Source organism: Thiobacillus denitrificans ATCC 25259 (assembly GCF_000012745.1).
Taxonomy (GTDB): Bacteria; Pseudomonadota; Gammaproteobacteria; order Burkholderiales; family Thiobacillaceae; genus Thiobacillus; species Thiobacillus denitrificans_B.
This window is the reverse complement of record NC_007404.1, coordinates 1,858,260-1,872,162: the sequence shown is the minus strand read 5'-3', so window position 1 is coordinate 1,872,162 and position 13,903 is coordinate 1,858,260. Positions and strand designations below refer to the sequence as shown.

Here is a 13,903-nt window from a genome sequence, read left to right as displayed (position 1 = left end):
GGCGGCCTCGTGCCGCCCTCAGCGTTGGCCGAATACGCCGCGCCCGCGGAAATACTGCACCCCCAGCCAGCCGCCGAAGAGACCGCCGAGGTGGGCGAAGTGGGCGACGCCCTGGCCCGTGTTCGTCACGCCCAGAAAAAGCTCGACCAGCCCGTAGCCCAGAACGAAGCGGCGCGCCGGAATCTGGATGAAGGGCAGGAAGACGACGCTGATCACCCGATTGGGAAAATACAGCGCGTAAGCGAGCAACAGGCCGAACACGCCACCCGACGCGCCGATCACCGGCCCGGTCGCGTGCAGAAAATAGCCGCTCACCGCGATCTGCGTCATCGCGGCAACGATCACGCTGAGCAGGTAGGTCAGCAGATACCGCAGGTCGTTCCAGCGCTTTTCGAGCGCAGCGCCGAACATCCAGATGGCGAGCATGTTGAAACCCAGGTGCAGCAATGAGCCGTGCAGAAAACTGTAGGTGACCAGTTGCCAGAGATAAAAACCGCCGCCCGAGCCCGGCGGCCAGAGTGCGAACACGCGGATGATGTCGGGCCCGGTGAGGAGCGCGAGTGCGTAGACCGAGATGTTCAGCAGGATCAGGAGCGAAGTGATCGACGGCATGCGGGGAAAGTGCGGCGTGAGCTTGTGTTCAGGGCGAGCTGAGGCGTCGGCGAAGGGGGGCGCGGGATGCCGCGACGCCGTCGACGCAGCGTCGCGCGGCGATCCTGGCTCGATCGTCGGCACAGGGTTTGAGGGCACTCACGGGGCTGCAGGTTCCCAGTGCTGGAGTTTGAGCTGAAGCGTGCGCCGCCCGTTGAACTCGTTGGGCATCAGTGCGTAGACGGCGTGTATGCGCTCCGGCAGCGGGTCGGACTGAAAAAAACGCATGGCCTCGAACGCATTGCCGTCGCGCGCAAGCGTCAGCTTCAGATGCTTGTCGCCGACGACGCGCTGCGCGGCCACGTCGAAGACGCCGGTGAACAGCGGTGCCGGGAAGCCCTGGCCCCATACGGCATGCTCGAGTTCGAGCGCGAGTTCGTAGCGATGTTCCGCGAGTTCGAGTTCGCCGTCGGTTTCTATCACTCCCTCGAGGTCGGCGGGGTCGATGAGGCCGCGCACGACCGCTTCGAATGCGTGCGCGAATTCCTCTTGGCGACCGGCGGCGATGCTGAGGCCGGCGGCCATTGCGTGTCCGCCGAATTTCAGGATGAGCCCGGGATGGCGCTTGTCGACCAGATCGAGTGCATCGCGCAGGTGCAGGCCGGGAATCGAACGTCCCGACCCCTTGAGTTCGCCGCTCTCGCTCGCCGCCAGGACGACGGTCGGCCGATGGAACTTGTCCTTGAGGCGCGACGCCAGGATGCCGATGACGCCGATGTGCCAGTCGGGCTGGTAGGCGGTGAGGCTGTAGCTGTCGCTCGGGCTGAAGCGCGCGAGTATTGCGAGCGCTTCGTCGAGCATGTCTGCTTCGACGTCGCGCCGGGCCCGGTTCAACGCGTCGAGGCGCTGCGCGAGCTGCTGCGCGGCCGATGGGCTGTCGGCCAACAGGCATTCGATGCCGAGCGCCATGTCGTCGATGCGCCCGGCGGCGTTCAGTCTGGGGCCGAGCATGAAGCCGAGGTCGAATACCGTCGCACGTGCGGGTTCGCGGCCCGCCGCCTGGAACAGTGCAGCGATGCCCGGGCAGGCGAGGCCCGCGCGCATGCGGGCGAGCCCCTGCGCGACCAGCGTGCGATTGTTGGCGTCGAGCCTGACGACGTCGGCGACCGTGCCAAGCGCGACAAGGTCGAGCAGCACGCGCAGATCGGGCTCGGCGACCTGTTCGTAGGCGCCGCGCCGCCGCAGTTCGGCGCGCAGCGCCAGCAGGACGTAGAACATGACGCCGACACCGGCGAGATTTTTCGACGGGAAGGCGCAGTGCGGCTGATTCGGATTGACGATGCAGGCGGCGTCGGGCAGCGCGTCCCCGGGAAGGTGGTGGTCGGTCACGAGGACCGGAATACCCAGCGCGTTCGCCGCGGCGACGCCCTCGACCGCCGCAATGCCGTTGTCGACGGTGATCAGCAGATCGGGTTGCCGCGCGGCGGCGATTCTCACGATGTCGGGCGTCAGGCCGTAGCCGTGCTCGAGCCGGTTGGGCACGAGATAGTCGACGCGGGCGCCGAGCATGCGCAAGCCGCGTACGCCGAGCGCGCAGGCGGTCGCGCCGTCGGCATCGTAGTCGCCGACGATGAGGAGCTTCTTGTGCGCCTCGATCGCGTCGGCGAGCAGTCGCGCGGCGCGGTCGCTATTCAGCATCGCCGTCGGCGGCAGCAATTGAGGCAGACGGTGCGCGATCTGATCGGGGTGGCTGACGCCGCGGGCGGCATAGAGCCGGGCCCAGGCCGGGGCGAGCCCCGCCTGCTCGAGTGCGGCGCAGACTTCCGTCGGACAGGGGCGCGTGGTGATCGATGGCATACGCGGATTGTATTCGTGGATCGCGTCGCGACTGAACCAGGATTCAATCAGGGATTCAGAATCTGGTGAAGTGCCGTTTTTGTCTTGCCTGCGCACCGGGTACCATCGCGGTATGAGCCACTTACTCCCCGTTTCGCGCGTGGCCAGGCTCGTCGGACAGTCGCGTCACGCCATGCAGGAAATGATCCGCAAGGGCTCGCTCGCAACCTTCGACGGCATGGTCGAACTGGACGAGGTGTTGCGTGCGTTTCCCGGCGTGAAATGGGACGACGACGCGGAACTTCGTCGCGTCGCGGAAATCAAGGACAAGGCCTTCGGCAAGCGCGTCCTCGAGCGCGTGCTGCCCGACAAGAGCGTGCTCGCGGCCAGGCTCGCCGAACTCGGCGACGATTACGCTGCGGCAAAGGCGCTCCTTCTGCACTACGCCAACGTGCTCGTCTGGGTCGACCAGAAGATCGACGACATCGACGAAGGCGCGAGCGCCGAGACGCACCACGCCTTGCACGCGGTGCGCGCCTTCCTGTTGCGTAACCTCGCCGAGGTGCCGCCGGATGCGACAATTGCACAAGCCGCGATCGCGCGGGAAAGGATACTCAGAATCATGTCGGCCCACGTCACGATCCAGCCCAGCGGCCATGAATTCCTGGTCGAAGGCAACGACACCCTGCTGGACGGCGCGCTGCGCAACGGTATTTCGCTGAGCTACGGCTGCAGCAACGGCAATTGCGGCGAGTGCAAGGCGCGCGTGATTTCGGGTGAGGTGAAGAAGGTCCACGCCCACGACTACGTCCTCAAACAGGGCGAAAAGGACGCCGGCGTCGTCCTCATGTGCGCGTATGCGCCGGTCAACGACGTGGTGATCGAGGCGGGCGTGGCCGGGGCGCGAGACATCCCGATCCAGCAGCTCACGGCGAAGGTGAAGGCGGTCGAGGTTTTCAATCCCGAGATTGCAGCCCTGCACGTTCTGGCGCCGCGCAGCCAGCGTCTGCGCTATCTGGGCGGACAAACCATCCGTTTGACCGTGGGGGCGGCAAGCGGACGCTACGCGATCGCGAGTTGCCCCTGCGAAGACCGCCATATCGAGGTCCACGTCCCGCGCCATTCCGGCGACGCTTTTGCCGACGTAGTGTTCGACGAACTCAAGCCCAACGTGCCGGTAGAGATCGAAGGGCCGTTCGGCGAATTCGTGCTGGACGAGGAGTCGCGCCGACCGACGATTTTCCTCGCTTTCGGTGCCGGTTTCGCGCCGATCAAGAGCCTCATCCAGCACGCGATGTCGCTGGAACTGGTCGAGTCGATGGACCTGCATTGGCTCGCCGATGGCGCGGGTCACTACCAGGACAATCTGTGCCGTGCCTGGACGGACGCGATCGACAATTTCACGTACGTCCCTCATGCGCCTTCCAACGACGTCGCCGCGGTGGTCACCGATATCGCGCGCGGCTATCCCGGCCTGCAGCGTTTCGATGTCTACGCAGCCGGGAACGGCGAAGAGCTCGACGCGGCGCGCACCTGCTTCCTCGATCAGGGGTTGCCGGCCGAGCGCTGGTTCGCCGGCAGCACTGACATCTGAAGGTCGGCGCGCGACGCGCGGTGGCGAGGATCCCTCGGAGCCGCTGAATGCTTCGTCTTCTGTGCTACCTATGGCCGCTGCCCGTCACGCTCGTCGGCGTTGCGGTGGCGCTGCTCGCGCGCGCGAGTGGCGGCGAGATGCGTGTGGTCGAAGGCGTGCTCGAAGCGGCAGGAGGGTGGCCATCCTGCCTCTTGCGACGCGGTTTCCCGCTCAGCGGGCCAGTCGCGGCCATCACGCTCGGGCATGTCGTGTTGGGAGTGTCTGTGGAAGGGCTCACAGCAACGCGGTCGCACGAGCGCGAACACGTCAGGCAATTCGAGCGGTGGGGCGTGTTGCTGCTTTTTCTGTATCCCGCGGCGAGCCTGCTGGCCTGGGCCCGCGGGGGTCATCCCTATCGGGACAATGCCTTCGAATGCGCGGCCCGCGCGGCGGCGCGCAAGAACGGAGGCTAAGCTAGGTTTATTCGACCGGTCGGTGCGATTCGTCGCCCGGCGCCCCGGTGTCGGGGTCGATCCAGTCCGAAATGCCGAGTTCGTCCTCGGCCTCTTCGATGGTTTCGCCCGGTTCGTAATCGCTGTCCGCGTTGTATTCCATGTCCTGCACCGCTTCGAGAATACTGGGGAAGGGACCGTATTCGTCGCCGCTCTCCGCATCGATCCAGTAGCAACCGTCGGGCCGTTCGACGATCCGGGTGTGGTCGTAGTCGGCGGGCGTTTCCGGTATGGCGTGTTTCATGATGCGTCCTCCTAGCGAAACTATAGGTAGCTCGTTCTCCCAGAGCAAGCCGCCCGCGGCGCTTTGTCGCCTCAATGCGCGACGCTTCTCGCTCGTCCTCGTGGGTCCTGAGTTCGGAAACCGCGTACTCGGCGCGGGTCGGCGACGCTGCGATCAGGCGCGCGACGGCTCAGATCCGAGCTTCGAGGATTCCTGCAATCTCTCCGTCGTCGAGAACGACCGGATTGGTCCTCATACTGCTTCCGCGACTATTCGCGACGATGCGAGGAATGTCGGAGGCGGTCACGCCGTAGTGGCCCAGGGTGGGCAAGCCGAGCGTTTCGGTCCACGCGCGGAGTATCGAAACCAGGCGATTTTGGGCATCAGCATCTGCGAGTCGGCCGTCTTTGCCGAGTAGACGACCGACCTGGGCGTACTTCCCGAGGGCCGGGTGCGAAGGCGCGCGGGCACGTAGCGCGCCGAGGTTCATCTCCGTCGCCTCCGCGAGGAGCGTGCCGCAGGCGAGGCCGTGCGGAATCGGGAAGAAGGCGCCGAGCGGAGCAGCCAGCCCGTGCACCGAGCCGAGGCCGGCCTGCGCGAGCGTGATCCCCGATGCGAGCGCGGCGTAAGCCATGCGCTCGCGAGCGGCCGCGTCGCCCTGGTCGGCGTGCAGCGCGAGCAAGCCGTCGCGCGCAGCCTTCATCCCGCCCCAGGCGATCGAGTCGGTAAAAGGCGCGGCCCGGCTCGAAATGAAAGACTCGAGCAACTGCGTGAACGCGTCCATGCCGTTTGCCGCGACGACCGCAGGTGGACAGGTCGCGAGGAGGTCAGGGTCGACCACGGCGAATTCGGCGACAAGTTTCTCGTCGCGGAAGGACTTCTTGAAGCCGTGCGTCCCTTGCACGCTCAAGACCGCATTCTTGGTCGCCTCGGAGCCGGTACCCGCGGTGGTCGGGACCGCGATGAAGGGAACGGCCGGGCCGGTGTAGGGCAACTCCGGACCGACGCCCTCCAGATGATCCATGACCGAGTTCCCGGTCCGGAGGAGCCCGGCAATTGCCTTGGCTGCATCGAGCGCGCTGCCGCCCCCGATCCCGATCACCACCTCCACGTTTTCGGACTGGAGGTCGCGCACCGCGCGGTCGATGAGATCCGGCGAAGGCTCCCCAGCCACACGGATGCGCGACCATTCGACGCCGTGTGCGCGCAGGCCGGCCAGCAGCGCCGGCCAGGCGGCCGTCCGCTCGAACGAGGCGCCTCCCGTCACGAGGAGGGCGCGCGTCCCATACTGCCGGACCATCGCTGGAAGTCGACCGATACTGCCCGCCCCGAACTCGATACGCGGCAGACGGGAGAGCGAGAAAGAAGTGACGTGCATTCGCAGACTCACGGTTTAATGAAGAGGTCCATGGTAGTTCGTTTCAATGGCTGATGTTTTTTTCGGAAAAGTGCTCTGGTAAAGCCCGGGAGCGGCGTCGCCTTGCTGCGCCGCGTTCGATAAAACGTTCGCAAATACAGTTGCTTATGACCGGCTCTGTGAGGTGGGCACGGAAAGGCGTTCGGAGGTGTTGACGGGGTGAAGCACAGTTTGTATAGTTCCGCTTCTCGATTGACGCAGTTTCATTGGCGTACAGGCGCGGGGTGGAGCAGTCTGGCAGCTCGTCGGGCTCATAACCCGAAGGTCGTAGGTTCAAATCCTGCCCCCGCAACCATTTCGAAATAGTGTTGACGTATTCTGTAAGTTCTGTAGAATGCGCACCTCTCGAAACGGCGACGCTGAGTAGTGGTGTTGTTGCAATCGATTGATCTTTAACAATTTACAGCCGATAGGTGTGGGTGTTGTTGCGGCGGTCGGGCCTGGTTTTCCGGGTCTGACGACTAGCATAAATGCTCACACTTGAATCAAGAGTCGTCGCGAGGCGGCTCGAGTTTGAGTTGAGCGCCGAAGTATTTGAAGTAATTGCAGTGATTGAACTGAAGAGTTTGATCCTGGCTCAGATTGAACGCTGGCGGAATGCTTTACACATGCAAGTCGAACGGCAGCACGGGAGCTTGCTCCTGGTGGCGAGTGGCGAACGGGTGAGTAATGCGTCGGAACGTACCGAGTAATGGGGGATAACGCACCGAAAGGTGTGCTAATACCGCATACGCCCTGAGGGGGAAAGTGGGGGACCGCAAGGCCTCACGTTATTCGAGCGGCCGACGTCTGATTAGCTAGTTGGTGGGGTAAAGGCCTACCAAGGCGACGATCAGTAGCGGGTCTGAGAGGATGATCCGCCACACTGGGACTGAGACACGGCCCAGACTCCTACGGGAGGCAGCAGTGGGGAATTTTGGACAATGGGCGAAAGCCTGATCCAGCCATTCCGCGTGAGTGAAGAAGGCCTTCGGGTTGTAAAGCTCTTTCAGCTGGAAAGAAACGCTCCGGGCGAATATCCCGGGGTAATGACGGTACCAGCAGAAGAAGCACCGGCTAACTACGTGCCAGCAGCCGCGGTAATACGTAGGGTGCGAGCGTTAATCGGAATTACTGGGCGTAAAGCGTGCGCAGGCGGATTGTTAAGCAAGATGTGAAATCCCCGGGCTTAACCTGGGAATGGCATTTTGAACTGGCAGTCTAGAGTGCGTCAGAGGGGGGTGGAATTCCACGTGTAGCAGTGAAATGCGTAGAGATGTGGAGGAACACCGATGGCGAAGGCAGCCCCCTGGGATGACACTGACGCTCATGTACGAAAGCGTGGGTAGCAAACAGGATTAGATACCCTGGTAGTCCACGCCCTAAACGATGTCAACTGGTTGTTGGGGGAGTGAAATCCCTTAGTAACGAAGCTAACGCGTGAAGTTGACCGCCTGGGGAGTACGGTCGCAAGATTAAAACTCAAAGGAATTGACGGGGACCCGCACAAGCGGTGGATGATGTGGATTAATTCGATGCAACGCGAAAAACCTTACCTACCCTTGACATGTCCGGAATCCTGCAGAGATGCGGGAGTGCCCGAAAGGGAATCGGAACACAGGTGCTGCATGGCTGTCGTCAGCTCGTGTCGTGAGATGTTGGGTTAAGTCCCGCAACGAGCGCAACCCTTATCATTAGTTGCTACGCAAGGGCACTCTAATGAGACTGCCGGTGACAAACCGGAGGAAGGTGGGGATGACGTCAAGTCCTCATGGCCCTTATGGGTAGGGCTTCACACGTCATACAATGGTCGGTACAGAGGGTTGCCAAGCCGCGAGGTGGAGCCAATCCCAGAAAGCCGATCGTAGTCCGGATTGTTCTCTGCAACTCGAGAGCATGAAGTCGGAATCGCTAGTAATCGCGGATCAGCATGTCGCGGTGAATACGTTCCCGGGTCTTGTACACACCGCCCGTCACACCATGGGAGTGGAATCTGGCAGAAGTAGGTAGCCTAACCGCAAGGAGGGCGCTTACCACGCTGGGTTTCATGACTGGGGTGAAGTCGTAACAAGGTAGCCGTAGGGGAACCTGCGGCTGGATCACCTCCTTTCTAGAGAAAGCTGCTGCAACACTCACACCTATCGGTTGTCGATAAGAAGCTGTTTCGATGGATGGAACGGCGAGACCGGGCTTGTAGCTCAGTTGGTTAGAGCACACGCTTGATAAGCGTGGGGTCGCTGGTTCAAATCCAGCCAGGCCCACCAGATAGCGTGGTGGCTTGGCCGGATGCTGATTGGCTCTGAACTTTGAGAGTCGAGCAGCGCAAGGCGCGAGACGCCGCCGTGTGCTGGTGCACACAAGGCGTTGAGCAACGCCGCGATGCGAAGGCTATCGAAGTTCAGAGGGGGATTAGCTCAGCTGGGAGAGCACCTGCTTTGCAAGCAGGGGGTCGTCGGTTCGATCCCGTCATCCTCCACCACTATCCAGGGATCAGGGGTCGGGATTAAGGGTCGGGAAAAACGCAGTACCTATCTGTGTGAATCTGTGTGAATCGTAAGCAGTGAAGTCGCTGACTTTAGTGCTTACGCGTTATGCGTAACGGCTGTTCTTTAACAATTTGGAAGAAGGTGATGCATTTGTGATGAATGCATCAACATGGGTTGAAATTGTATCGACCCTGTCACCTGGAATATTGGGTTCAGTGATGAGCCTGATGCCGAGCTGGGTGGTGGGGTAGCAAACACATCTGTAATGCGAGACTGGATGATCGCAAGAGAATTCAGTCCTCAAAATTATAGGGTCAAGCGACTAAGTGCATGTGGTGGATGCCTTGGCGACTACAGGCGATGAAGGACGCGTAAGCCTGCGATAAGCTTCGGGGAGCTGGCAATAGAGCTTTGATCCGGAGATTTCCGAATGGGGGAACCCGGCCCTTTGGGCCACTCCCACCTGAATACATAGGGTGGGTAGAGCGAACGCAGTGAACTGAAACATCTAAGTAGCTGCAGGAAAAGAAATCAACCGAGATTCCCATAGTAGTGGCGAGCGAATTGGGAAGAGCCTTCATGATTTAGCATTCTTGTTAGTGGAACAGTCTGGAAAGTCTGGCCATAGTGGGTGATAGCCCCGTACGCGAAAACAAGAGTGTGGAACTAGGCATGAGACAAGTAGGGCGGGACACGTGAAATCCTGTCTGAACATGGGGGGACCATCCTCCAAGGCTAAATACTCGTAGTCGACCGATAGTGAACCAGTACCGTGAGGGAAAGGCGAAAAGAACCCCGGGAGGGGAGTGAAATAGATCCTGAAACCGCATGCATACAAACAGTGGGAGCCCCTGCTTCAAGCACCTTCGATTCTTTCGAGGAGCGAGCGCAAGCGAGCGACTCAAAAGTAATTAAGAAGGAGTGAAATGGGTGCTGCAACGCGCAGCGTTGTAGTGGCCCTGCGAGAACACCCGGAGGGTGTTTGAAGCAGGGGTGACTGCGTACCTTTTGTATAATGGGTCAGCGACTTACGTTCCGTTGCGAGCTTAACCGAATAGGGGAGGCGAAGCGAAAGCGAGTCTTAATAGGGCGCATAGTAGCGGGGCGTAGACCCGAAACCGGATGATCTATCCATGGCCAGGATGAAGGTGCGGTAACACGCACTGGAGGTCCGAACCCACTAATGTTGAAAAATTAGGGGATGAGCTGTGGATAGGGGTGAAAGGCTAAACAAATCCGGAGATAGCTGGTTCTCCTCGAAAGCTATTTAGGTAGCGCCTCATGTATCACTCACGGGGGTAGAGCACTGTAATGTTAGTGGGGGTCATTGCGACTTACTGCGGCATAGCAAACTCCGAATACCGTGAAGTGCGAGCATGGGAGACAGACATCGGGTGCTAACGTCCGGTGTCAAGAGGGAAACAACCCAGACCGACAGCTAAGGTCCCAAATGACGTGCTAAGTGGAAAACGATGTGGGAAGGCATAGACAGCTAGGAAGTTGGCTTAGAAGCAGCCATCCTTTAAAGAAAGCGTAATAGCTCACTAGTCGAGTCGTCCTGCGCGGAAGATGTAACGGGGCTAAGCACGTAACCGAAGCTTCGGATATGCACTTTGTGCATATGGTAGAGGAGCGTTCTGTAAGTCTGCGAAGGTGTCCTGTAAGGGGTGCTGGAGATATCAGAAGTGCGAATGCTGACATGAGTAGCGATAAAGGGGGTGAAAGGCCCCCTCGCCGAAAACCCAAGGTTTCCTGCGCAACGTTCATCGGCGCAGGGTGAGTCGGTCCCTAAGGTGAGGCAGAGATGCGTAGCTGATGGGAAACGGGTCAAAATTCCCGTACTTTCGTTTACTGCGATGTGGGGACGGAGAAGGTTAGGTGAGCCGGGTGTTGGATGTCCCGGTTTAAGTGCGTAGGCAGATCCCTTAGGCAAATCCGGGGGGTTAATGTCGAGACACGATGACGGTGCTCCATTGGAGCCGAAGTCACTGATACCAAGCTTCCAAGAAAAGCCACTAAGCTTCAGGTAAACGAGAACCGTACCGCAAACCGACACAGGTGGGTAGGATGAGAATTCTAAGGCGCTTGAGAGAACTCGGGTGAAGGAACTCGGCAAATTGGTACCGTAACTTCGGGATAAGGTACGCCCCGGTAGGTTGTAGCGACTTGCTCGCGAAGGCCGATGGGGTTGCAGTGAAATGGTGGCTGCGACTGTTTAATAAAAACACAGCACTCTGCAAACACGAAAGTGGACGTATAGGGTGTGACGCCTGCCCGGTGCCGGAAGGTTAATTGATGGGGTGCAAGCTCTTGATCGAAGCCCCGGTAAACGGCGGCCGTAACTATAACGGTCCTAAGGTAGCGAAATTCCTTGTCGGGTAAGTTCCGACCCGCACGAATGGCGTAACGATGGCCACACTGTCTCCACCCGAGACTCAGCGAAGTTGAAATGTTTGTGAAGATGCAATCTCCCCGCGGCTAGACGGAAAGACCCCATGAACCTTTACTGTAGCTTTGCATTGGACTGTGACGGGACTTGTGTAGGATAGCTGGGAGCCTGTGAAGCGAGGTCGCTAGATCTCGTGGAGGCGTCGTTGAAATACCAGCCTGGTGTCGTTGCGGTTCTAACCTGGGTCCATTATCTGGATCGGGGACCGTGCATGGTGGGCAGTTTGACTGGGGCGGTCTCCTCCCAAAGTGTAACGGAGGAGTACGAAGGTCTTCTAGGTACGGTCGGACATCGTACTGATAGTGCAATGGCAAAAGAAGGCTTGACTGCGAGACTGACACGTCGAGCAGGTGCGAAAGCAGGTCATAGTGATCCGGTGGTTCTGTATGGAAGGGCCATCGCTCAACGGATAAAAGGTACTCTGGGGATAACAGGCTGATTCCTCCCAAGAGTTCATATCGACGGGGGAGTTTGGCACCTCGATGTCGGCTCATCACATCCTGGGGCTGTAGCCGGTCCCAAGGGTATGGCTGTTCGCCATTTAAAGTGGTACGTGAGCTGGGTTTAAAACGTCGTGAGACAGTTTGGTCCCTATCTGCCGTGGGCGTTGGAAGATTGACGGGGGCTGCTCCTAGTACGAGAGGACCGGAGTGGACGTGCCTCTGGTGTACCGGTTATGACGCCAGTCGTATCGCCGGGTAGCTAAGCACGGAAGAGATAAACGCTGAAAGCATCTAAGCGTGAAACTTGCCTGAAGATAAGTCTTCCCTGGCACCTTGAGTGCCCTGAAGGGTCGTCGAAGACCACGACGTTGATAGGCGGGGTGTGGAAGCGCAGTAATGCGTTAAGCTAACCCGTACTAATTGCCCGTGAGGCTTGATCCTATAATTTTGAGAAGCAGTGCAGTGTGTGTACACGATGCAGTAACAACCCAATACCTTCTTCCTGCACGCCGACCTCGGTCAGCGTGAATAAAACAGTCGGCTGAAGATCGCAAGATCAACGGCACCCCAGACAATCCGAATGCGGGGTCAAGGTCCAAAACCTCGATCCCCACCCCTTTGTCTGACGACCATAGCAGAGTGGAACCACCCCTTCCCATCCCGAACAGGACGGTGAAACGCTCCCGCGCCAATGATAGTAGGCATTCGCCTGTGAAAGTAGGTCATCGTCAGACTCCTTATACCTCCGGCATCAACACCGGATACCAAAAACCCCCTCCCGCAAAGAGGGGGTTTTTTATTGCACGACGCGGGAATCGGGCGGTTCCCGACCCACGTGTACGGCGTTACGGCGCCATTCGCGCCCGGGCAAAGGATTTATTTGTTCAATTTATTCAATCGCTTAATTGTGTCCTACAACTTTAGTTGAATACCCAGGCACGCTTCTTCCGGTTAACGTCACGACGTGGGCAGAGGGCCCACCTTAACCATTAAAGGGAGAAAACTATGAAATTGGCTCGAAATCTGTTGGTACTGGCCGGTCTTCTTGCGTTCCCGGCGTTCGCCGCGGTCAATATCAATACGGCGACGCAATCCGAACTCGAAGCGATCCGCGGCGTCGGGCCGGCGAAAGCCAAGGCGATCATCAGCTACCGCGACGCTAACGGGGCGTTCAAGAGCGTGCAGGAGCTGGACAAGGTCAAGGGCTTCGGCAAGGCGAGTGTCGAGAAATTGCAGGGCGAACTGACGGTCGGGGCGCCCGGCACCAAGCAATAGCCTTGGCCTGAGCCACCCCGGGCGCTGCGTGACGGCGAGTCGCGCAGCGTCAAACCGCTTCTCGGAGCGAGCGCCGTTCGGGTTCGTACACCCCGCTCGCTGCGGAGCGAAGGTCCCCCGGTATAATCCCTCGCTTTCTTGCTGCCGGGTTCACATGTCCACCCTCGCCGTCATTCTGCTCGCAACTGCCGCCGGCAGTCTGCTGAGCTTCCTGCTTGCCGGCGCATTGGCATTGTCGGCGCGTCCGAGCTGGATTCCGGTACTCGTGAGCTACGCGATCGGCGCATTGCTCGGCGCTTCGCTGCTCGAGGTCCTGCCAGAGGCGGTTGAAATCGGCGGCGACATCGAAACGGTGGCGAAGGCCTTGCTCGGTGGCATCCTGCTGTTCTTTCTGCTCGAGAAGCTCGTGTTGTGGCGACATTGCCACGAGGAAATTTGCGAAGCGCACGGCGGGAATTCCCGCCCGGCCCACGGCCATGATCACGGCCGATCCGGCCTGATGATCACAGTGGGCGACACGTTTCATAATTTTGTAGATGGCGTCATCATCGCGGGCGCCTTCCTCGCCGACTTCCGCCTCGGCGTCGTCACGGCACTTGCGATCATCGCGCACGAAATTCCGCAGGAGATCGGGGACTTCCTGATATTGCTGCATTCCGGTTACAGCCGCGGGCGCGCCCTGCTGCTGAATTTCGTCACGGGCGTGGCGACGCTGGTCGGCGCCCTCGTGGGTTATTACGCGCTCTCGATGCTCGAAGGATGGACGCCGGTATTGCTGGGACTCGCCGGCGCGAGCATGCTATACGTCGCGCTGTCCGACCTGATTCCGGGCTTGCACAAGCGCGCGGAAATCGGCGCGACGCTGCAGCAACTCGCTTTAATCGGTCTCGGGATCGGTAGCGTTGCGCTGGTCGGCTACCTGATCGGACACGGTCATTGAACGGACCCGCCGCTTGCGTCCTCCGACGACGTAGACGAACAGCGCAATCGGCAACGCGCCGAGGAAGACCAGGATGGCCAGCGCCTTGCCGACGCTGCTCGCGGTGATCGCCATCATGAGAATCACGTACGCCCAGCCGATCGCCACGATATACATCTCATTGCTCCATCAGGATTGAA

Annotated in this window: 9 protein-coding genes, 3 tRNA genes and 3 rRNA genes; 10 read left to right on the top strand and 5 right to left on the bottom strand. The window is 60.0% G+C overall.

Features of this window, described 5'->3' with window-relative positions:
• Positions 1 to 18: 18 nt before the first annotated feature.
• The gene (locus TBD_RS08910; RefSeq protein ID WP_041432621.1) at positions 19 to 612 is read right to left on the bottom strand and encodes a rhomboid family intramembrane serine protease; all 594 of its coding nucleotides are present in this window, start codon (positions 610 to 612) and stop codon (positions 19 to 21) included.
• 138 nt (positions 613 to 750) lie between these two features.
• Positions 751 to 2,448 (bottom strand): single-stranded-DNA-specific exonuclease RecJ, encoded by a 1,698-nt coding sequence (recJ, locus tag TBD_RS08905; RefSeq protein ID WP_011312283.1) that lies wholly within the window; start codon positions 2,446 to 2,448, stop codon positions 751 to 753.
• A gap of 112 nt (positions 2,449 to 2,560) precedes the next feature.
• Here recJ and TBD_RS08900 point away from each other — a divergent pair, with 112 nt between their 5' ends.
• The gene (locus tag TBD_RS08900) at positions 2,561 to 4,021 is read left to right on the top strand and encodes a 2Fe-2S iron-sulfur cluster-binding protein (RefSeq protein WP_011312282.1); all 1,461 of its coding nucleotides are present in this window, start codon (positions 2,561 to 2,563) and stop codon (positions 4,019 to 4,021) included.
• 47 nt (positions 4,022 to 4,068) lie between these two features.
• A complete protein-coding gene (locus tag TBD_RS08895) occupies positions 4,069 to 4,473 on the top strand; it encodes a hypothetical protein (RefSeq protein ID WP_011312281.1) in 405 nt (134 codons plus the stop codon).
• Between the two features lie 7 nt (positions 4,474 to 4,480).
• On the opposite strand, the gene TBD_RS08890 is transcribed toward TBD_RS08895, so the two are convergent.
• Positions 4,481 to 4,756, bottom strand: coding sequence for a hypothetical protein (locus TBD_RS08890; protein WP_011312280.1), 276 nt, complete (start codon positions 4,754 to 4,756; stop codon positions 4,481 to 4,483).
• A gap of 169 nt (positions 4,757 to 4,925) precedes the next feature.
• On the bottom strand, positions 4,926 to 6,113 hold the full coding sequence (locus tag TBD_RS08885; protein WP_011312279.1) for an iron-containing alcohol dehydrogenase: 1,188 nt from the start codon (positions 6,111 to 6,113) through the stop codon (positions 4,926 to 4,928).
• Between the two features lie 257 nt (positions 6,114 to 6,370).
• On the opposite strand from TBD_RS08885, the gene TBD_RS08880 reads away from it, so the two are divergent.
• From TBD_RS08880 to TBD_RS08845, 8 genes are all read left to right on the top strand, one after another.
• Positions 6,371 to 6,447: transfer RNA gene (locus TBD_RS08880), tRNA-Met, on the top strand.
• 259 nt (positions 6,448 to 6,706) lie between these two features.
• Positions 6,707 to 8,241, top strand: a 16S ribosomal RNA gene (locus tag TBD_RS08875).
• 77 nt (positions 8,242 to 8,318) lie between these two features.
• Positions 8,319 to 8,395: transfer RNA gene (locus TBD_RS08870), tRNA-Ile, on the top strand.
• A gap of 139 nt (positions 8,396 to 8,534) precedes the next feature.
• Positions 8,535 to 8,610: transfer RNA gene (locus TBD_RS08865), tRNA-Ala, on the top strand.
• A gap of 319 nt (positions 8,611 to 8,929) precedes the next feature.
• Positions 8,930 to 11,950 (top strand): 23S ribosomal RNA (locus tag TBD_RS08860).
• A 180-nt stretch (positions 11,951 to 12,130) separates the two neighbouring features.
• Positions 12,131 to 12,243: ribosomal RNA gene (gene rrf / locus TBD_RS08855) — 5S ribosomal RNA — on the top strand.
• Together the 16S, 23S and 5S rRNA genes with 3 tRNA genes alongside form the textbook arrangement of a ribosomal RNA operon.
• A gap of 271 nt (positions 12,244 to 12,514) precedes the next feature.
• A complete protein-coding gene (locus tag TBD_RS08850) occupies positions 12,515 to 12,784 on the top strand; it encodes a ComEA family DNA-binding protein (protein ID WP_011312278.1) in 270 nt (89 codons plus the stop codon).
• A 154-nt stretch (positions 12,785 to 12,938) separates the two neighbouring features.
• Complete coding sequence (locus TBD_RS08845; protein WP_011312277.1) at positions 12,939 to 13,724, top strand: ZIP family metal transporter; 786 nt, start codon at positions 12,939 to 12,941, stop codon at positions 13,722 to 13,724.
• Here TBD_RS08845 and TBD_RS08840 read toward each other — a convergent pair.
• A complete protein-coding gene (locus tag TBD_RS08840; RefSeq protein WP_041432618.1) occupies positions 13,662 to 13,880 on the bottom strand; it encodes a hypothetical protein in 219 nt (72 codons plus the stop codon). The two genes, TBD_RS08845 and TBD_RS08840, sit on opposite strands and share 63 nt — an antisense overlap.
• Between the last annotated feature and the right edge of the window lie 23 nt (positions 13,881 to 13,903).